Origin of the sequence: Streptomyces sp. 1-11, assembly GCF_007176755.1 — a bacterium.
GTDB lineage: Bacteria > Actinomycetota > Actinomycetes > Streptomycetales > Streptomycetaceae > Streptomyces.
In genome coordinates, this window is record NZ_BJTV01000005.1 from 200,908 (window position 1) to 220,608 (window position 19,701).

Here is a 19,701-nt window from a genome sequence, read left to right on the forward strand (position 1 = left end):
GCTCATGATTTCGACCCTGCTGGTCGCCAACCGCGGCGAGATCGCCTGCCGGATCTTCCGCACCTGCGGTGAACTGGGCATCCGCACCGTCGCGGTGCACTCGGACGCGGACGCCGGCGCGCTCCACGCGCGCGTGGCCGACACCGCCGTACGGCTGCCGGGCGCGACGCCCGCCGAGACCTACCTGCGCGGCGATCTCGTCGTCAAGGCGGCCCTGGCCGCCGGCGCCGACGCCGTCCACCCCGGCTACGGCTTCCTCTCCGAGAACGCGGAGTTCGCCCGGGCGGTCCTCGACGCCGGACTCGCCTGGATCGGCCCGCCCCCGGAGGCGATCGAGGCGATGGCGTCCAAGACGCGCGCCAAGGAGCTGATGGGCATCGCCCCCCTGGGCGAGGTCACCGAGGCCGACCTGCCCGTGCTGGTGAAGGCCGCCGCCGGCGGCGGCGGGCGCGGGATGCGGATCGTGCGCCGCCTGGCGGACCTGCCGGAGGCGCTGGAGGCCGCGCGCGCCGAGGCCGCGAGCGCCTTCGGCGACGGCGAGGTCTTCACCGAGCCCTACCTCGAACGCGGCCGCCACGTCGAGGTGCAGATCCTCGCCGACGCCCACGGCACGGTCTGGACGCTCGGCACCCGCGACTGCTCCCTCCAGCGCCGCCACCAGAAGGTGATCGAGGAGGCCCCGGCGCCCGGCCTGACCGCGGGACTCCAGGACGAGCTGCGCACCCTCGCGGTCCGCGCCGCGCGCGCGGTGTCCTACGTCGGCGCGGGCACCGTGGAGTTCCTGGTCGCCGACGGCCGCGCGCACTTCCTGGAGATGAACACCCGGCTCCAGGTGGAACACCCCGTCACCGAGGCGGTGTTCGGCCTCGACCTGGTGGCGGAACAGATCCGCGTCGCGGAGGGCCACCCGCTGGCGAGCGAGCCGCCGCACGCGCGCGGCCACGCCGTCGAAGCACGCCTGTACGCCGAGGACCCGGCCCGCGACTGGGCCCCCCAGACCGGCACCCTGCACCGCCTCGCCGTGCCCGCCGGGGTCCGCCTGGACACCGGCTACACCGACGGCGACACCATCGGCGTCCACTACGACCCGATGCTCGCCAAGGTCGTCGCCCACGCCCCCACGCGCGCCGAGGCGGTCCGGAAGCTCGCGGGCGCACTGGAACGCACCGCGCTGCACGGCCCGGTCACCAACCGGGACCTGCTGCTGAACTCCCTGCGCCACCCCGAGTTCACCGCCGGCCGCATGGACACCGGCTTCTACGACCGCCACCTCGCCGCCCTGACCGCCCCGGACGCCGACCCGCACGCCCCCCTCGCCGCCGCCCTGGCCGCCGCCCACGGCCGCTCCCGCTTCGGCGGCTGGCGCAACCTGCCCTCCCAACCGCAGACCAGGCGGTACGAGACGGGCGGCGAGGAGTACGAGATCCACTACCGGCACACCCGGCAGGGCCTCACCGCCGACGGGGTCCGGGTGGTGCACGCCGACGCGCGTCTCGTCGTCCTCGAAGCGGACGGCGTCCAGCGCCGGTTCGAGGTGTCGCGGTACGGCACGGACCAGGTCCACGTGAACTCCGCCACCCTCACCGAACTGCCCCGCTTCCCCGACCCGGCCGCCCAGATCACGCCCGGCTCCCTGCTCGCGCCGATGCCGGGCACGGTCGTCCGCGTCGCCGAAGGACTGACCGAGGGCGCGACGGTACGGGCCGGCCAGCCGCTGATCTGGCTGGAGGCGATGAAGATGCAGCACCAGATCTCGGCGCCCGTCACGGGCACGCTCACCGCCCTGCACGCCACGACGGGCCGGCAGGTCGAGCCGGGAACGCTGCTGGCGGTCGTACACGAACTCCGGGAGACACCATGAGCACCCTCATCGAGTCCGACGAGCACAAGGCACTGCGCGCCGCGGTGGCCGCCCTCGGCAGGCGCTACGGCCGCGACTACATCGCCCGCACCCTCGCCGAGGGCCGCCACCCCACCGAACTATGGGCGGAGGCCGGGAAACTCGGCTACCTCGGCGTCAACCTCCCTGAGGAGTACGGCGGCGGAGGCGGCGGCATCACCGAACTCTCCATCGTCCTGGAGGAACTGGGCGCGGCCGGCTCCCCGCTCCTGATGCTCGTCGTCTCCCCGGCCATCTGCGGCACGGTGATCTCCCGCTTCGGCACCGAAGAGCAGAAGCGGACCTGGCTCCCCGGCCTCGCCGACGGCACCCGCCTCATGGCCTTCGGCATCACCGAACCCGACGCCGGCTCCAACTCCCACCGCATCACCACCACGGCCCGCAAGGACGGCGCCGACTGGCTCCTCACCGGCCGCAAGGTCTTCATCTCCGGCGTCGACATGGCCGACGCCGTGCTGATCGTCGGCCGCACCGAGGACGCCCGCACCGGCCGCCTCAAGCCCTGCCTGTTCATCGTCCCCCGGGACGCCGACGGCTTCCAGCGGCACCCCATCGACATGGAACTCAACGCCGCCGAGAAGCAGTTCGAACTCGTCCTGGACGACGTGCGGCTGCCCTCGGACGCGTTGGTGGGTGGGGGCCCCTCCCACGCTTTCGGCAGTGGGGGAGAGGACGCCGGTCTGCTCCAGCTCTTCGCCGGACTCAACCCCGAGCGGATCATGACCGCCGCGTTCGGCATCGGCATGGGCCGCTACGCGCTCGCCCGGGCCGTCGAGTACGCCCGCGAACGCACCGTCTGGAAGGCGCCCATCGGCGCCCACCAGGCCATCGCGCACCCCCTCGCCCAGGCGCACATCGACCTGGAACTGGCCCGGCTCATGATGCAGAAGGCGGCCCACCTCTACGACGCCGGCGACGACATCGGCGCGGGCGAGGCCGCCAACATGGCCAAGTACGCGGCCGCCGAGGCCTGCGTGAAGGCCGTCGACCAGTCCGTGCACACCCTCGGCGGCAACGGCCTCACCCGCGAGTTCGGCCTCGCCTCGCTGATAACCGCCTCACGCGTGTCCCGTATCGCGCCGGTGAGCCGGGAGATGATTCTCAACTACGTCTCCCACCAGACGCTCGGCCTGCCCAAGTCGTACTAGGCCGCAGCGACGGCCGCTTGGAGGAACCGTGTTCCGCAGCGAGTACGCAGACGTCCCGCCCGTAGAACTGCCCATCCACGACGCCGTGCTGGGTGCCGCAGCCGGCTACGGCGACCACCCGGCCCTCATCGACGGCACGGACGGCACCACCCTCACGTACGAGCAAGTGGACCGGTTCCACCGCAGGCTCGCCGCCGCCCTCGCCGAAGCCGGCCTCCGCAAGGGCGACGTCCTCGCCCTGCACAGCCCCAACACGATCGCCTTCCCGACCGCCTTCTACGCGGCCACCCGCGCGGGCGCCTCCGTCACCACGGTGCACCCGCTCGCCACGCCCGAGGAGTTCGCCAAGCAGCTCTCCGACTGCGCGGCCCGCTGGATCGTCACCGTCTCACCGCTGCTGGGCACCGCCCGCCGCGCCGCCGAACTCGCGGGCGGCGTCCAGGAGATATTCGTCTGCGACAGCGCACCCGGACACCGCTCGCTCATCGACATGCTCGCCGCGACCGCCCCCGAACCCGAGACCGGCTTCGACCCGGCGGAGGACATCGCCGCCCTGCCGTACTCCTCCGGCACCACCGGCGTCCCCAAGGGCGTGATGCTCACCCACCGGCAGATCGCCACCAACCTCGCCCAGCTCGACCCCGCCGTCCCGGCCGGACCCGGCGACCGCATCCTCGCCGTGCTGCCGTTCTTCCACATCTACGGCCTCACCGCCCTGATGAACGCCCCCCTGCGCAAGGGCGCCACCGTCGTCGTCCTGCCCCGCTTCGACCTGGAGACCTTCCTCGCCGCCATCGAGACCCACCGCATCACCGGCCTGTACGTCGCCCCGCCGATCGTCCTCGCCCTCGCCAAACACCCGGCGGTCGCCCGCTACGACCTCTCCTCACTGAAGTACGTCATCAGCGCCGCCGCCCCCCTCGACGCGCGCCTCGCCGCCGCCTGCGCCGAACGCCTCGGCCTGCCCCCGATCGGCCAGGCCTACGGCATGACCGAACTCTCGCCCGGCACCCACGTCGTCCCCCTCGACGCCCTGCACCACGCGCCCGCCGGCACCGTCGGCCGGCTCATCGCAGGCACCGAGATGCGCATCGTCTCCCTCGACGACCCCGGCAAGGACCTCGGCACCGGCGAACCCGGCGAGATCCTGATCCGCGGCCCCCAGGTGATGAAGGGCTACCTCGGCCGCCCCGACGCCACCGCCGCCATGATCGACGCCGACGGCTGGCTGCACACCGGGGACGTCGGGCACGTCGACGGCGACGGCTGGCTCTTCGTCGTCGACCGGGTGAAGGAACTCATCAAGTACAAGGGCTTCCAGGTGGCCCCGGCCGAACTAGAGGCGCTGCTGCTCACCCACCCCGGCATCGCCGACGCCGCCGTCATCGGCGCCCGCGACGACGACGGCAACGAGATCCCGCACGCCTTCGTCGTCCGCCAGCCCGCCGCCGGCCTCGGCGCGAACGAGGTCATGCTGCACGTCGCCGAACGCGTCGCCCCCTACAAACGCGTCCGCCGCGTCACCTTCGTCGACACCGTGCCCCGCGCCGCCTCCGGGAAGATCCTCCGCCGACAGCTCCGGGAGCACCCATGAGCACCGCCGTCTCACGCACACGCGCGCGCGGCGTCGAAACCCTCAGCCTCGACGCCGTCGACACCCGCAACGCGCTCTCCGCCGCCCTCGTGGACGCCCTCGCCCACGCCCTCGCCGACTGCGCTGGGGACCCCGGCGTACGCGCCGTCGTCCTCACCCACACCGGCACCACCTTCTGCGCCGGGGCCGACCTGCGCGACCCTCCCCACCCGGACGCCCTGGTGGGCCTGCTGCGGCAGATCGTGGAACTGCCCAGACCCGTCGTCGCCCGGGTCACCGGCCACGTCCGGGCCGGCGGCCTCGGCCTGCTCGCCGCCTGCGACATCACCGCCGCCGCCACCACCGCCACCTTCGCCTTCACCGAGGTCCGCATCGGCGTCGCCCCGGCGGTGATCTCCCTGCCGGTCATCCCCCGCGCCGACCCGCGCGCCCTGGCCCGCCACTACCTCACCGGCGAACGCTTCGACCCCGCCGAAGCGGTGCGCCTCGGCCTGCTCACCGTGGCCGCCGACGACGTCGACGAGGCACTCGCCCCCGTCCTCGACGGCCTGCGCCGCTCCTCGCCCCAGGCCCTCGCCGAGACGAAACGGCTGCTCACGGCTAGGGTGCTGGAGACCTTCGACCGGGACGCGGCCGGCCTGACCGCGCTCTCGGCCCGGCTGTTCTCCACGCCCGAGGCCCGGGAGGGGATGACGGCCTTCCTGGAAAGACGGGATGCGGCATGGGTGGTGTGAGTACGGCGGAACGCGACCGCGTACCCAAGCAGGACCGCAGCCGGGCCACCCGGCAGCGGCTCCTGGAAGCCGCCGTGGCCTGCCTCGCCGAACACGGCTGGGCGGGCTCCACGGTCACGGCGGTCGCCGAACGCGCCGGCGTCTCCCGGGGCGCCGCCCAGCACCACTTCCCGACCCGCGAGGACCTGTTCACGGCCGCCGTCGAGTACGTCGCCGAGCAACGCTCCACCGCCCTGCGCGAACTCTTCCCGGACGGCCCCGCCGACCGCCGCGCCGTCGTCTCCGCCGTCGTCGGCCTCTACACCGGCCCCCTCTTCCGCGCCGCCCTGCACCTGTGGGTCGCCGCCAGCGACGAGGAACAGCTCCGCGCGCGCGTGACCGAACTCGAAGCCCGCGTCGGCCGCGAGTCCCACCGCATCGCCGTCGAACTCCTCGGCGCCGACGAGTCCCGCCCCGGCGTCCGGGAGACCGTCCAGGGCCTGCTCGACATGGCCCGCGGCCTCGGCCTCGCCAACCTCCTCACCGACGACACCGCCCGCCGCGAGCGCGTCGTCGCCCAGTGGGCGGCACTCGTGGACACGGCCCTGGACTGAACCGCGGCCGGCACACCCCCGGGCGAACTCCGGGCGGACTCCGCCCCGGTGAGGCCGGTCACACCCGCGGGCGGAGACCCGCAGTACCCTTGCCCCATGCTTCCGATGCTCGTCCGACGCCGCCACGTGGACTACGTGCGCGTCACGAGCACGGGCTGTCGGCGCTTCTCCGCCTGATCCAGCCCCCTTCGCGCTCTTCTCCCTGTTCCGGCACCCGGGGGCCGCCCACACCCCTCGGCGGCCGCCCGTGCCCCGTACACCCAGCGGACGCACCCCATGACGACGCACACCGCGACGAACCCGTCGTACGCCCAGCTCCCGATCATCGACCTCTCGGCCGCCGACCGCGGACCCCAGGCCCGCGCCCTGCTCCACGCCCAACTGCACAGCGCCGCCCACGACACCGGCTTCTTCCAGCTCGTCGGACACGGCGTGACCCGGGCCCGGACCGACGCGCTGCTCACCACCATGCGCGCCTTCTTCGACCTCCCCGAGGCCGACCGGCTCGCCCTCGACAACACCGGCTCCCCGCACTTCCGCGGCTACACCCGCACCGGCGACGAACACACCGCCGGCGCCCGCGACTGGCGCGACCAGCTCGACATAGGCGCCGAGCGCCTCGCCCGCGTCCCCGGCCCCGGCGAACCCCCGTACTGGTGGCTGCAGGGCCCCAACCAGTGGCCGGCCGCCCTCCCCGGACTGCGCACCGCCGCCCTCGCCTGGATCGACACCCTCAGCTCCGTCGCCCAGCGCCTGCTGCGCGAACTGCTGACCGCCATCGGCGCCCCCGCCGGCTTCTACGACCCCGTCTTCGGCGAGCACGCCCACCCGCACCTCAAGCTCGTCCGCTACCCCGGCAGCGCCGGCGACGGCACCGGCCAGGGGGTCGGCGCCCACAAGGACTACGGCTTCCTCACCCTGCTCCTGCAGGACACCGTCGGCGGCCTCCAGGTCCAGCGCGAGGACGGCCGCTTCCACGACGTACCGCCGATCGAGGGCGCCTTCGTCGTCAACCTCGGCGAACTCCTCGAGGTCGCGACCAACGGCTACCTGCTCGCCACCAACCACCGCGTGGTGAGCCCGGCCGGCGCGACGGAACGCTTCTCCGTCCCGTTCTTCTACAACCCCCGCCTGGACGCCCGGATCGAGCCGCTGCCCTTCCCGCACGCCGCCACGGCCCCCGGCATCACCACCGACCCGGCCAACCCGCTGTACGCCGAGTACGGCTACAACGAGCTGAAGGGCAAGCTCAGGGCCCACCCGCTGGCGGCGGCACGCCACCACGGGGACCTGCTCACCCCGGCGTGAGCCGGCGGGACCCGGGGTGAGCCACGGTGCTCACCCCGGCGCGGCCCGCCCGTGACTCGGCGTGAGCCACGGACGGGCCGCGCCGGGAGAGTCACGGGCGGGCCGCACCACGGGGGCCGGGGGCGGGCCGCACGATCCGTGGCCCCGCGACCGGCCCCCACGGCCCGCCGACCGGATCGGCCACCGGCTGCCGCGCACCGGCGCCCGGGCCGCCGCGCACCGACGCACGCCCCGGCCGTCGCCCAGCGCCTGCCCTCAGTGGGCGATGTCCGTCGCCCAGCGTCGTCCTCAGTGGGCGATGTCCGCGTACCCCTCGATGTCCTGCGGGCCGCGCGGCCCCGGCCCCACGTACTTCGCCGACGGCCGCACCAGCCGCCCCGTCCGCTTCTGCTCCAGGATGTGCGCCGACCACCCGGCCGTCCGGGCACACGTGAACATCGACGTGAACATGTGCGCCGGCACCTCGGCGAAGTCCAGCATGATCGCCGCCCAGAACTCCACGTTGGTCGCCAGCACCCGGTCCGGCCGCCGGTTGTGCAGCTCCTCAAGCGCGGCCTTCTCCAGCGCCTCCGCGATCTCGAACCTCGGCGCCCCCAGCTCCCGCGCCGTACGCCGCAGCACCCGCGCGCGCGGGTCCTCGGCCCGGTACACCCGGTGCCCGAAGCCCATCAGCCGCTCACCGCGGTCCAGCGCCTGCTTGACGTACCCCGCCGCGTCCCCGGTGCGCTCGATCTCCTCGATCATCCCGAGCACCCGCGAGGGCGCGCCGCCGTGCAGCGGCCCAGACATCGCACCGACCGCGCCGGACAGCGCGGCCGCGACGTCCGCGCCGGTGGAGGCGATGACCCGGGCGGTGAAGGTGGAGGCGTTCATGCCGTGCTCGGCGGCCGAGGTCCAGTAGGCGTCCACGGCGGCCACGTGCTTCGGGTCCGGCTCGCCGCGCCAGCGGATCATGAACCGCTCGACCACCGAGCCCGCCTTGTCGATCTCCCGCTGCGGCACCATCGGCAGCCCCTGCCCGCGCGCCGACTGCGCCACGTACGACAGCGCCATGACCGCGGCCCGCGCCAGGTCGGCCCGCGCCTGCTCCACGTCGATGTCCAGCAGCGGCTTCAGACCCCAGACCGGGGCCAGCATGGCCAGCGCCGACTGCACGTCCACCCGGATGTCACCGGAGTGCACCGGGATCGGGAACGGCTCGGCCGGCGGAAGGCCGGGATTGAAGGCGCCGTCGACCAGCAGACCCCACACGTTCCCGAAGGAGACGTGCCCCACCAGGTCCTCGATGTCGACGCCCCGGTACCGCAGGGCACCGCCTTCCTTGTCGGGTTCGGCGATCTCCGTCTCGAACGCTACGACCCCTTCGAGTCCGGGTACGAAATCGGACATCAGGCGGCTCCTAGTGAATGTCGGCGGCGGTCACCCCGGTGATGCCCCGATCGGCCGGTGGTCACCCAAACCGCGGCGGAACCTGCACCATAACCCCGAGTGCCACAGTTGGGGAGCCCACGCGACACTCAGTGCCACGGGCGTTCGATACGGCAGGATGACCGCGTGACCGACCGCGAACCCACCCCCGACCCGCTGCTGGACCCCGCCGCCATGCGCAAGCAGTACCGGGCCGCGGGCCTCTACGAGGCGGACTGCCCCGCGCACCCGATGGACCAGTTCACCGGCTGGTTCGAGGACGCCGCACGGGCGGCCCTGCACGGCAGCCTCTACGAACCCAACGCGATGGTCGTCTCCACCGCGGACGCGGCCGGCCGCCCCAGCTCCCGCACGGTCCTCATGAAGCAGTTCGACACCGACGGCTTCGTCTTCTACACCAACTACGGCTCCCGCAAGGCCCGCGAACTCGCCGCCGGCCCCTACGTCTCGCTGCTCTTCCCCTGGCACCCGATCGCCCGCCAGGTCATCGTCACCGGCGTCGCCCGCCGCACCGGCCGCGAGGAGACCGCCGCCTACTTCCGCACCCGCCCGCGCGGCTCCAGGCTGGGCGCCTGGGCCAGCGCCCAGTCCTCCGTGATCGCCTCCCGCGCCGAACTCGAAGCGGCCTACGCCGAGCTTGAGGCGCGCCACCCGGAGGACGAGGAGATCCCGGTCCCGCCGCACTGGGGCGGCTTCCGGATCGCCCCCGAGACGGTCGAGTTCTGGCAGGGCCGCGAGAACCGCCTCCACGACCGCCTGCGCTACAGCCGCCGCCCCGACGGCACCTGGACCCTGGAACGCCTCAGCCCGTGACTCCGGCCAGCGGAACGCAGACGACCCGCGAGCTCGGTTCCACCGCCTGACGGCGGCGAAGCCGGCCGGACGTACCGGCGAGCTCGCGGGTCGGGTGACTGCGTTGGATTCGGCCGGCTGCGTGTGTCTCGCACACGCTGGTCCGGCACCGCACATCGTGTGGTGGCAGGCCGCTAGCCCGCAGCCACCTCGCGCGTCCGGGTTTCACTCATTTACCCGATCACCTCCTTTCTCACGTACCCGTCAGCCTAAGAAGCGTTCCGCGGATGCTCAAGGGATTTATCGCGGGCCCCGGCCGGCGGCCCGAATGCGGTGGACGTGCGCCGAGACGCGCCCCTAGCTTGCCGCGCATGGGTGATCTTCGGATTCGGGCCGTGGACGGCGACGGCATGCTCGAGCAGTGGCGGTACGTGCACAACGTGGTGGTGCCGCCCGCGGCGATGTCCCTGGCGGACGCCCGGGGGCGGGTCGGGCGGTACCGGCTGGTCAACGCCTATCTCGGTGATGAGCTGGTGGGGTGTTCCACCGTCCGGCCGCCGGCCGGGGACGGGGCGGTGGCGACCGTGATCGCGCGGGTGCTGCCCGGGTTCAGGCGGCGGGGGTTCGGTGCTGTGATCTACGACGACGGGCTCGCGCACGCGCGTGGGCTGGGGGCCCGGACCGTCGAGACGTGCGTGCTGGCGGTGAACGAGGACGGGCTGCGGTTCGCCGGGCGGCGCGGGTTCGTGGAGGTCGACCGGTACGTGCTCGACGGGGAGGCCGACGAGTGGGTCGACCTGCGGCTCACGGCGCCGGACGGGCAATGATTGCGGCAATCTTGCGGGAACAGGATGTGGGCTGCGTCACGTTCGAGTTGAATGAAGGCCAATGAGCGAACCGAGCGCCGCGCGTGCGCGTGCGCGGGCGCAGCGTCCAGGGGGTCGAGGTGAGTGCTTCCCGGCGGAGTGGGACCACCGACGAGCTGGGTCCCGACGAGCCTGAGCGGGGCGGCCCGCACGGGCCGGACGGTACGGACTGCCCTGAGGAGTCCGGCGGCTCCGACCTGCTCGCCGCGCTGCTGGACGGTATGGACGCGGCGCTGTGCGCGTTCGACGCCGACGGGGTGGTGACGCACTGGAACCGCGAGGCGGAGCGCATCCTGGGCTGGACGGTGGCCGAGGCGGTCGGGCGGCACGGGTTCGCCGGCTGGGCGGTGCGCAGCGCGGACGCCGAGGAGGTGCAGGAGCGGCTGATGTCGGCCATGCACGCGCCCGGCCGGCAGGTGCACGAGTTCGCGCTGGTCACGAAGGACGGCGGCCGGGTGCTGGTGCGGACGCAGTCGGCCGCCGTGCGCGGTCCGGACGGGAAGCCGGCGGGGGTGTACTGCGCCTTCAGCGAGGTGCACACGCAGATCGATCTGGAGCGGTCGATCGCGCTGAGCGAGGCGCTGTTCGAGGACGCGGCCTGGGGTGTGGTCCTGGTGGACGCCGATCTGCGGCCGGCGGTGGTCAACGGGCACGCCGCGCGGGCCCTGGGCGTCGGGCGCACGTCGGCGCTGGGGCGGCCGCTGGGCGAGCTGCTCGCGCAGGGGGCGGAGGAGCTGGAGAGCGCCCTCACCCATGTGCTGGCCGAGGGCGCGCCGCCCGCGCCCGCCGAGATGTGGGTGGCGGTGCGCGGGGCCGAGGGCGAGCGGCGGCGCTGCTGGCGCAGCGGGTTCGTGCGGCTGGCCTCGCCGCTGGCGGAGGAGCCGGTGCCGCTCGGTGTGGGCTGGCTCTTCCAGGACGTCACCGAGGCCAGGCAGGGGGAGCAGGAGGCGTCGCTGCTGCGCTTCCGCGGCAACCAGTTGCACCGGGCCGCGCGGGCCGCAGCGGAGTGCGAGGACCCGGCGGAGGCGGCCACCGTGCACCTGGACTTCGCGCTCGCGGGTTTCGCGGACCACGCGCTGCTCGACCGTCTCGCCGGTGCGCGGCGCGCGGAGGGCGACGAGCCGGCTCCGGTACGGCTGGTGCGGCTCGCCGCGTCGCCCGCCGGGGCGCCGGGGCCGAGTCTGGTCACGGGCGCGGCCGGGCTGCCGTTGCGCTACGAGCCGGGGCATCCGGCGCTGCAGTGCGTGGAGCGGGCGGGCACGGTGCGCGCGGACGCGGGGTCGGTGCCGGCGGAGCGGGCGCGGGACTGGGCGCTGGCCCGGCAGTGGCCCGGCGACGCGGCGCACGCGTTGTGCGCGGTGCTGCGCAGCCGGGGCCGGACGCTGGGCGTGGTCACGTTCCTGCGCGGGGCCGGCCGGAGCCGCTTCGAGCGGGCGGACGCGGCCTACGCGGAGGACGTGGCGGTGCGGGTGGGGGCGGCGCTGGACCTGGCGGAGGCGCTGCGGGCGCGGGGTGCGGGGGAGTAGTCCGGCGCCCGGGTGTCAGTGCCGGTAGAAGATGCGGTCGCCGTACTCGGTCATGACGCGGGCGTTCCAGTCGTGGCCGCCGTCGACGTTGCCGGAGCGCAGCAGCGGGGGTTCGATGCCGCGGTCGGCGAGGTCGGCCGCGGTGGTGGCGACGACGGCCTGCATCAGGGCGGTGGTGACCACGGTCGAGGCCGGGGCGAAGGGCGCGGGGATGGTGTCGAGGGTGAGTTCCGCGTCGCCGACCGTGATCTTCGAGTCCAGGACGATGTCGCAGTGGTCCTTGAGGAAGGTGCCGGAGGAGTGCCGGGAGGTGGTCTCCGAGGCGTACGCGACCGAGGTGACGCCGATGACCTTCACGCCGCGGGCGCGTGCGCCCTGGGCCATCTCGACGGGCAGGGCGTTGCGGCCGGACAGGGAGACGATCACGAGGGCGTCGCCGGTGCGCAGGGGGGAGGTGTCCAGGACGGCGCTCGCGAGTCCGTCGACGCGTTCGAGGGCGGAGCCGAGGGTGGCCGGGGTGACGTCGACGCCGACGACGCCGGGGACGGTGAGCAGGTTCATGAGCGCGAGCCCGCCGGCCCGGTAGACGACGTCCTGGGCGGCCAGCGAGGAGTGTCCGGCGCCGAACGCGAACAGGCGGCCGCCGGACGCGACGGTGTCGGCGAGCAGGGCGGCCGCGGCGGTGATCGCCCCGGACTCCTCCTCGCGGACTCGTTGCAGCAGGCCGATGGCGGCGTCGAAGAACAGGTCGGCGGGTGTGCCGTCGCTCATGCGGTGCCCCTTCGCAGCGTCTGTGTCGCGGATCACGGTGCGGTCTGGACCAGTGCGGTGTCAATACGGCGTGGGCGGGGGGCCGGTTTCCCGCCCGGCGGTGGGCCCGCCCGCGGGCGCGTCGGGCCTGTTCGTCCCGTCGGTGCGGGACGGTTGTCGGTGGTATCCGGCAGAATTGGGGTCAGGGCCAGCGCACGCGCCGGGCGAGCTTCCGGCAGAGGTAATCGAGGGGCACGTATGTCCGGACTGATCGACACCACGGAGATGTATCTCCGAACCATCCTCGAGCTCGAAGAGGAAGGCGTGGTCCCCATGCGCGCCCGCATCGCGGAGCGGCTGGACCAGAGCGGGCCGACGGTGAGCCAGACCGTGGCCCGTATGGAGCGCGACGGTCTGGTGTCCGTGGCGAGCGACCGTCACCTGGAGCTCACCGACGAGGGGCGCCGGCTGGCCACGCGTGTGATGCGCAAGCACCGGCTCGCGGAGTGTCTCCTGGTCGACGTGATCGGCCTGGAGTGGGAGCAGGTGCACGCGGAGGCGTGCCGCTGGGAGCACGTGATGAGCGAGGCCGTGGAGCGCCGGGTGCTGGAGCTGCTGCGGCACCCCACGGAGTCGCCGTACGGCAACCCGATCCCGGGTCTTGAGGAGCTGGGCGAGAAGGACGGGGCGAATCCGTTCCTGGACGAGGGCATGGTGTCGCTGGCCGATCTGGACGCGGGCACGGACGGCAAGACGGTCGTGGTCCGGCGTATCGGCGAGCCGATCCAGACGGACGCGCAGCTCATGTACACGCTGCGCCGGGCGGGCGTGCAGCCCGGTTCGGTGGTGAGCGTGACGGAGTCGGCGGGCGGTGTGCTCGTCGGCAGCGGCGGTGAGGCGGCCGAGCTGGAGGCGGACGTCGCCTCGCACGTGTTCGTCGCCAAGCGCTGACGCGGGAGGGCCCCGGCGCCTGTCGGCGCCGGGGCCCGTCCTCCCCTGTTGCTGACCCGGAGCCCCGAGCTCTCAGGGTCAATCCCCTCGGACCGCTTTTCCCCGAGTGGTCCGCCTCCCGCCAGAAAGATCCCCTCGGCGGCGGCGATCATTCCTCGGAGGGCGTCACTCGAAGGAGGGGTGTTGCTCGCAGAGGCACTATTTTCGAAAGGGCATTCGATAGCCTGCGGCGGCAGGACCGACGGACGGCGAGAACGGCAGTACACGGGTACGAGGCAGGCGGAGCTGGGGGGTACCAGGCCGATGGCACGGCGTATCGACGTGATGGGAACGGGCGGGGTGCGCCTGACCGCCTGGGAGTATGCCGATCCTCCGAAACCGGAGGCGGAGCCCGGCGCTCCGGGGGTGCTGTTACTGCACGGCCTGATGGGCCGCGCCTCGCACTGGGCGCCCACCGCCCGCTGGCTCGCCGAGCGCCACCGCGCGGTCGCACTGGACCAGCGCGGTCACGGGCGCAGCGACAAGCACCCGCAGGCCGCCTACGGCCGGGAGGCGTACGTCGACGACGCCGAGGCCGCCCTGGAACAGCTCGGTCTGGGCCCCGCCGTCCTCATCGGCCACGCCATGGGCGCCCTGACCGCCTGGCAGCTCGCCGCCAGGCGCCCGGACCTGGTGCGCGGCCTGGTCGTCTGCGACATGCGCGCCTCCGCGCTCGGCGCGGCCTCGCAGCGGGAGTGGGCCGAGTGGTTCCGCTCCTGGCCCGTCCCCTTCGCCACCCTGGCCGACGTCCGCAAGTGGTTCGGCGAGGACGACCCCTGGGTGGAGCGGCCCAACCCCTCGCGCGGCGAGTTCTACGCCGAGGTGATGCACGAGTCCGCCGACGGCTGGCGCCCCGTCTTCGAGCCGGACCAGATGCTCCGCACCCGGGAGAGCTGGGTGTACGACGCCCACTGGGAGGAGCTGGCCCAGGTGCGCTGCCCCACGCTCGTGGTGCGAGGGCTGGACGGGGAGCTGGGGCGGGCCGAGGCGCAGGAGATGGTGCGGGTGCTGCCGCTCGGGGAGTACGCGGAGGTCGCCGACGCCGGCCACCTCGTCCACTACGACCAGCCGGCGGCCTGGCGGGCGGCCGTCGAACCCTTCCTCGAGCGCCTCGCGACGGTCTGACCGCCCGGTCTCAGCCCTTGCTCACCGCCGTCAGGATCTCCGGCAGACGGGCCGCCGTGCGCGGTGCGGCCAGCCGCAGGCCCCCTAGGGCGATCCCCGCCCCGTACGCCGCTCCCAGCGGCAGCAGCACCCAGGTCCACGCGTCCCCGCCCGCGCTGACGTTCAGCCAGATCGTCGCCGCGATGACGGGGGAGCAGAGCAGGGCGGACGCGACCATGCCGCCGAAGACGGAGATCCAGGCGAGTCCGGCCTGCCCGGGCGCCACGTTCTTGTGGCCCTCCTGCGGGATGGAGTACGGGAAGCCGGCCGAGGTCCAGGCGCCGGTCGCCAGCATGGCCCCGAGCAGGGCCAGGGACAGGCCGAGCACCTCCGGCAACCGGTCCCAGGCGCCCAGCAGCGCGGTGGTCAGCACGGTGACGAGCGCGGCGTACGGCAGGGTGATCACCAGCAGGGCCAGGGCCCGTCCGCGCAGCTCGGCGTAGGCGTCGCGGGGCGAGGAGATGGTCATGGCCACCATCCAGAAGGCGGAGGTGTCCTGGCCGAACTGGTTGTACATCTGGATGCCGAGCATTCCGGCGGCGAAGCACGCGAAGTAGATCGAACCGGTGCCCTGGACGGCGTTGAAGACCGGCACGATCAGCCCGATGGCCAGCGAGGTCACCCACGCCGACTTGGTCTTCGGGTCGCGCCAGACGTAGCGCAGGGCGCGCTCCATGACGGTGCCCGTGCGCCCGCCGGGCAGCAGCCGGCCGAGCCGGCCCGATCCGGCGCGGTCCCCGGTGCCCGCGTCCGGGGCCTGCAGGGTGGATCCGTCCGGTGCGGTCATCAGCCGGTTCAGGCTCCGCGCCCACACGGCCAGCAGCAGCGCCAACGCGGCCAGCGACAGCAGCAGCCGGCCGCCGGCCCCGCCGTACGAGCCCTCGCTCGCCGCGTGCACCGCGCCCACCGCGGAGGCGGGCGGCACCCAGGACAGCACGTCCGCGACCGGCCGCAACGGCCCCAGCCCGGCCGAACCGAGGCGCTGCGCGCCGAAATTGACGAGCTGCGCCCCAACGGCGATCACCAGACCGCTGAGCACCGCGAGATCGCGCCCCTTCCTGCTGGTCAGCAGCCGTACGTTGGCGGCGGCGACGGCCCGGGCGAGTGCCACGCAGACCAGCAGCGCGAGGACGACGGCGAGCACCGCGGTGACGTACCCCGCGGTCCCGTGCGCCACCGAGAGCGCGCATCCGGTCAGCAGCAGCAGCGTGAACAGCGGCCCGATCCCGACCAGCGAGGCGGCCAGCAGGGCCCGCACCAGGGGTCCGGGCCGCAGCGGCAGCATCACCAGCCGGGTGGGGTCCAGGGTCTCGTCGCCGCCGGGGAAGAACAGCGGCATGACGGCCCAGCCCAGGGCCAGTACGGCGGTGCCGGGCACGGCGACGGCCTCGGCGTGCGCGTGGCCGCGCAGCGCGAGCAGACCGACCAGTTGCAGCAGGGCGAACAGCAGCGCGACGACCGCCGAGGCGGCGAACGCGGCCCGCCGGCCCGCCGACTGCCGCAGCCCGTTGCGCAGCAGCGACAGCTTCAGCCGTACGAGGACGGCGGTGGTGCCCGTCATCGGGCGGCCCCGCCGCCCAGCCAGTCCAGCCGGGACGCCGAGTCCCGGCCGCGCGCCCCCACCAGCTCGAGGAAGGCCGCCTGCAGCGTGGGGTGTTCGCCGCGCACCTCGGCCAGCGTCCCGGTGGCCCGGATGCGGCCCGCCGCCATGACGGCCACCCAGTCGCACAGCGACTCGACCAGCTCCATGACGTGGGAGGAGAAGACGACGGTGGCGCCGGAGGCGGTGTACCGCTCCAGCACGCCCCGGATCGTCTGCGCGGACACCGGGTCGACACCCTCGAACGGCTCGTCGAGGAAGACGACTTCGGGGTTGTGCAGGAGGGCGGCCGCGAGACCGATCTTCTTGCGCATGCCGGTGGAGTAGTCGACGACGAGCTTGTGCTGCGACCCGGCGAGATCGAGCACGTCCAGCAACTGCGCGGCCCGCTTGTCGACCTCGGCGCCGGGCAGCCCCCGCAGCCGCCCGGAGTACCCGAGCAGCTCGCGCCCCGACAGCCGCTCGAACAGCCGCAGTCCCTCGGGCAGTACGCCGATCCGGGCCTTGACCGCGACCGGGTCGCGCCACACGTCGTGCCCGACGACCTCGACGGACCCCTGATCGGGCCGCAGCAGCCCGGTCACCATGGACAGGGTGGTGGTCTTCCCGGCGCCGTTCGGGCCGACCAGCCCGACGAACTTCCCGGCCGGCAGGTCGAGATCGACGCCCCCGACGGCGACCTGCTGCCCGAATCGCTTCCAGAGCCCCCGCACACACACCGCAGCTTCGGTCATGCACGAAGGCTACGGCGACTTCCGTCCCCCCAGGTATGCGGGACCGTGCCCGCCGTGCGTGACGTCAGCGGTCCATGCGGTCCCGGCCGCACGCGTAGGCCAGTGGCGGGACCAGTTCCTCGGCGTCCGGCAGCCAGCGGTTCGCGGGGGTCGGCCGGCAGGCCCACTGCACGGCGCCCCGGGAGCCGAACCGGGTGGGGGGAGCGGCGACGTAGTTCCCCTCGCCCAGCGCCACCAGGTCCAGCGAGGCCGGTGACCAGCCCAGCTTCCGCACCACCCCGGGGATCTTCGCAGCGGCCCCCGGCAGCACGAAGAACTGCATCCGCCGGTCCGGGGCCAGCGTCACCGGCCCGAGGGTCAGCGCCATCCGCTCCATCCGGGCCAGCGCCAGGAACCCCGCGCTCTCCGGGACGGACACCGCGTCGAAGGTCAGCCCCGTGGGCAGCAGGATCGACGCCGTCGGCTGCTGCTGCCACATCCGCCGGGCCGCGCTCGCGCTGCCGGTCGCCTGGGCCGCCCAGTCGGGGCGCGCGGGGTGCGCACCCGGCGCGGGGCAGGAGGCGTCGCCGCACGAGCAGCGCTGCGCGCCGGCGGCGGATTCCAGCCAGGTGCCCGGGAACACGTCCCAGTGCCGCTCCTCGGCGTAGCGTACGGCGGTCTCCAGCAGCGACTGCCCGCGCTGCTGCGGAACCTGGGCGGCCGTCGTGCCCGCGATCATCTCTTCCACGCTCCACTCAACTCCCGCGCCCACCTCGGGTTACGGCCGGAGCGCGCGCCGGGGAGGAGCATCCTTTTCGCCTTTGGGGCGCATGGGTGCACAGGTGGGGGCGCGTGGGAGGAACCGGGGCGGGAGATGGGTAGCCAGGGGTGGGGGTGGCAACTGCCTACACCCCGGCAAACCGCACATGTCACGCATTGACGGTATGTCAGCTGGGCAGTGATCTTCTCGGCCGGAGCCCTCCGGCCGGATCTTCACGCTCCAGGGGTTCGCAGGGGGTAGCGCATGGCCGCAAGGCCTCTCGTGGCGAGGCAGCCGAACGAACGGCTGCAGGCACTCATCCAGGAAGCGGGGTGTTCCAACGCCGGGCTGGCCCGGCGGGTCAACATGTGCGGCGCCGAGCACGGTCTCGACCTGCGCTACGACAAGACGTCCGTGGCCCGCTGGCTGCGCGGCCAGCAGCCGCGGGGCCGGGCCCCGGCGATCATCGCCGAGGCACTCGGGCGCAAGCTCGGCCGTACGGTCACGATCGACGAGATCGGCATGGCCAACGGCAAGAACCTCGCCTCGGGGGTCGGTCTCCAGTTCTCGCCGACGGTACTGGGGGCCATCGAGCAGGTCTGCGAGCTGTGGCGCAGCGACGTGGGCCGGCGGGACTTCCTGTCCGGCTCCTCCGTCGCCGCCTCCGCGCTGGTCGAGCCCAGCCGCGACTGGCTGATCTCGGCGCCGGACCCGCAGGTGTCCCGGCACGCGGGCCCGCGCGTGGGCCTGTCCGACGTGGCGGCCGTACGGTCCATGACCCGGGCGCTGACGGACCTCGACCACCAGTACGGCAGCGGGCACGTGCGCCCGGTGGTCGTGCACTACCTCAACAGCGTGGTCTCCGGGCTGCTCGCCGGGTCGTACCGGGAGGCGGTCGGCCGGGAGCTCTTCGCGGCCGTGGCCCGGCTCACCGAGCTGGCCGGCTACATGGCGGTCGACACCGGGCAGCCGGGCCTGGCCCAGCGCTACTACATCCAGTCGCTGCGGCTCGCCCAGGCGGCCGGGGACCGCGGCTACGGCGGATACGTCCTCGCCGCCTCCATGAGCCACCTGGCCGCCGAGCTCGGCAACCCGCGCGAGATCTCCCAGCTCGCGCGCGCGGCGCAGGAGGGAGCGCGCGGCCGGGTCACCCCGCGGGCGGAGGCGATGTTCCACGCGGCCGAGGCGCGTGGGCACGCCCTGCTCGGTGACGTGCGCGCGGCACAGGCGGCGGCCGGACGGGCGGTCGGTTCGATGGAGCGGGCGGACGCGGCCTCCGGGGACGACCCGGCGTGGATCGCGCACTTCGACGAGGCCTACCTGGCCGACGAACTGGCGCACTGCCACCGCGACCTCGGCCAGGCCGAGGCGGCGGCCCGGTACGCCGAGCAGTCGCTGGCCGGCCACCCCGAGACCCGGGCCCGGCGCCGCGCCATCGGCTATGTGCTGCTCGCCACGGCCCAGGTGCAGCAGCGCGAGATCGAGCAGGCCTGCGGCACCGGCCTGAAGGCGGTGGAACTGCTGGAGACGCTCCGCTCCAACCGGGGCGCCGAATACCTGGAGGACCTGCAGCAGCGCCTGGAACCGTTCCGGGACGAGGCGGTGGTCAGGGAGTTCGGAGCCCGCCTCGACCTGCAGCCCGCTGCCTGAACGGCGGCCCCGCGGATACGTGAACACACGGCCAACGGCGCCCGCACGCACGGCGGGTGCCATATACAGCGTGCCGCGGGGCGGTTTTGTTACCGCTGTCACAGGGCAGAAGATCGCGCCCTGAGCTGCGTGGCACCCGGCTCCGGGGACCCGGTAGCGTGAGCCGACGATTCCGAAGGTCCCCC

Annotated in this window: 17 protein-coding genes; 12 read left to right on the top strand and 5 right to left on the bottom strand. The window is 73.8% G+C overall.

The genetic code is table 11. The features are described 5' to 3' along the window. The first annotated feature begins 4 nt into the window (after positions 1 to 4). The 6 genes from TNCT1_RS12830 to TNCT1_RS12855 all read left to right on the top strand — a co-directional run bounded on the left by TNCT1_RS12830 (position 5) and on the right by TNCT1_RS12855 (position 7,277). Entirely contained in the window at positions 5 to 1,861 is a 1,857-nt protein-coding gene (locus TNCT1_RS12830; RefSeq protein WP_143631026.1) for a biotin carboxylase N-terminal domain-containing protein, read from the top strand. Next, positions 1,858 to 3,048 carry an acyl-CoA dehydrogenase family protein gene (locus TNCT1_RS12835; protein WP_143631027.1) on the top strand — a complete coding sequence of 397 codons (1,191 nt, stop codon included), beginning with the start codon at positions 1,858 to 1,860 and terminating at the stop codon, positions 3,046 to 3,048. The genes TNCT1_RS12830 and TNCT1_RS12835 overlap by 4 nt, the downstream gene beginning before the upstream one ends. A gap of 28 nt (positions 3,049 to 3,076) precedes the next feature. After that, entirely contained in the window at positions 3,077 to 4,642 is a 1,566-nt protein-coding gene (locus tag TNCT1_RS12840; protein ID WP_143631028.1) for a 4-coumarate--CoA ligase family protein, read from the top strand. Beyond that, complete coding sequence (locus TNCT1_RS12845; protein ID WP_143631029.1) at positions 4,639 to 5,376, top strand: enoyl-CoA hydratase family protein; 738 nt, start codon at positions 4,639 to 4,641, stop codon at positions 5,374 to 5,376. The genes TNCT1_RS12840 and TNCT1_RS12845 overlap by 4 nt, the downstream gene beginning before the upstream one ends. Continuing rightward, on the top strand, positions 5,364 to 5,969 hold the full coding sequence (locus TNCT1_RS12850; protein WP_143631030.1) for a TetR/AcrR family transcriptional regulator: 606 nt from the start codon (positions 5,364 to 5,366) through the stop codon (positions 5,967 to 5,969). The genes TNCT1_RS12845 and TNCT1_RS12850 overlap by 13 nt, the downstream gene beginning before the upstream one ends. A 276-nt stretch (positions 5,970 to 6,245) precedes the next feature. Continuing rightward, positions 6,246 to 7,277: an isopenicillin N synthase family oxygenase gene (locus TNCT1_RS12855; protein WP_143631031.1), complete on the top strand. Its 1,032-nt coding sequence runs from the start codon at positions 6,246 to 6,248 to the stop codon at positions 7,275 to 7,277. Positions 7,278 to 7,565: 288 nt separating this feature from the next. Here the strand turns inward: TNCT1_RS12855 and TNCT1_RS12860 are convergent, their stop codons facing one another. Next, complete coding sequence (locus tag TNCT1_RS12860; RefSeq protein WP_143631032.1) at positions 7,566 to 8,666, bottom strand: citrate synthase 2; 1,101 nt, start codon at positions 8,664 to 8,666, stop codon at positions 7,566 to 7,568. Positions 8,667 to 8,831: 165 nt separating this feature from the next. On the opposite strand from TNCT1_RS12860, the gene pdxH reads away from it, so the two are divergent. From pdxH to TNCT1_RS12875, 3 genes are all read left to right on the top strand, one after another. After that, the gene (pdxH, locus tag TNCT1_RS12865) at positions 8,832 to 9,518 is read left to right on the top strand and encodes a pyridoxamine 5'-phosphate oxidase (RefSeq protein ID WP_143631033.1); all 687 of its coding nucleotides are present in this window, start codon (positions 8,832 to 8,834) and stop codon (positions 9,516 to 9,518) included. 350 nt (positions 9,519 to 9,868) lie between these two features. Next, the gene (locus tag TNCT1_RS12870) at positions 9,869 to 10,324 is read left to right on the top strand and encodes a GNAT family N-acetyltransferase (protein ID WP_143631034.1); all 456 of its coding nucleotides are present in this window, start codon (positions 9,869 to 9,871) and stop codon (positions 10,322 to 10,324) included. 119 nt (positions 10,325 to 10,443) lie between these two features. After that, a complete protein-coding gene (locus TNCT1_RS12875; protein ID WP_143631035.1) occupies positions 10,444 to 11,889 on the top strand; it encodes a PAS domain-containing protein in 1,446 nt (481 codons plus the stop codon). A gap of 15 nt (positions 11,890 to 11,904) precedes the next feature. Here the strand turns inward: TNCT1_RS12875 and TNCT1_RS12880 are convergent, their stop codons facing one another. After that, positions 11,905 to 12,660, bottom strand: a complete 756-nt coding sequence (locus TNCT1_RS12880) for an SIS domain-containing protein (RefSeq protein WP_143631036.1) — start codon at positions 12,658 to 12,660, stop codon at positions 11,905 to 11,907. Positions 12,661 to 12,897: 237 nt separating this feature from the next. On the opposite strand from TNCT1_RS12880, the gene TNCT1_RS12885 reads away from it, so the two are divergent. Together TNCT1_RS12885 and TNCT1_RS12890 are read left to right on the top strand one after the other, a co-directional pair. Next, positions 12,898 to 13,590 (top strand): metal-dependent transcriptional regulator, encoded by a 693-nt coding sequence (locus TNCT1_RS12885; protein WP_143631037.1) that lies wholly within the window; start codon positions 12,898 to 12,900, stop codon positions 13,588 to 13,590. 303 nt (positions 13,591 to 13,893) lie between these two features. Further along, positions 13,894 to 14,754, top strand: coding sequence for an alpha/beta fold hydrolase (locus TNCT1_RS12890; protein ID WP_143631038.1), 861 nt, complete (start codon positions 13,894 to 13,896; stop codon positions 14,752 to 14,754). 10 nt (positions 14,755 to 14,764) lie between these two features. Here the strand turns inward: TNCT1_RS12890 and TNCT1_RS12895 are convergent, their stop codons facing one another. From TNCT1_RS12895 to TNCT1_RS12905, 3 genes are all read right to left on the bottom strand, one after another. Then, entirely contained in the window at positions 14,765 to 16,354 is a 1,590-nt protein-coding gene (locus tag TNCT1_RS12895; protein ID WP_143631039.1) for a transporter, read from the bottom strand. Continuing rightward, positions 16,351 to 17,127: an ABC transporter ATP-binding protein gene (locus TNCT1_RS12900; RefSeq protein WP_143631040.1), complete on the bottom strand. Its 777-nt coding sequence runs from the start codon at positions 17,125 to 17,127 to the stop codon at positions 16,351 to 16,353. Before TNCT1_RS12900 ends, TNCT1_RS12895 begins: the two co-directional genes overlap by 4 nt. Positions 17,128 to 17,191: 64 nt before the next feature. After that, positions 17,192 to 17,854 carry a bifunctional DNA primase/polymerase gene (locus tag TNCT1_RS12905; RefSeq protein WP_143631041.1) on the bottom strand — a complete coding sequence of 221 codons (663 nt, stop codon included), beginning with the start codon at positions 17,852 to 17,854 and terminating at the stop codon, positions 17,192 to 17,194. Between the two features lie 276 nt (positions 17,855 to 18,130). Here TNCT1_RS12905 and TNCT1_RS12910 point away from each other — a divergent pair, with 276 nt between their 5' ends. After that, positions 18,131 to 19,516 (top strand): transcriptional regulator, encoded by a 1,386-nt coding sequence (locus tag TNCT1_RS12910; RefSeq protein ID WP_143631042.1) that lies wholly within the window; start codon positions 18,131 to 18,133, stop codon positions 19,514 to 19,516. The last annotated feature ends 185 nt before the right edge of the window (positions 19,517 to 19,701 follow it).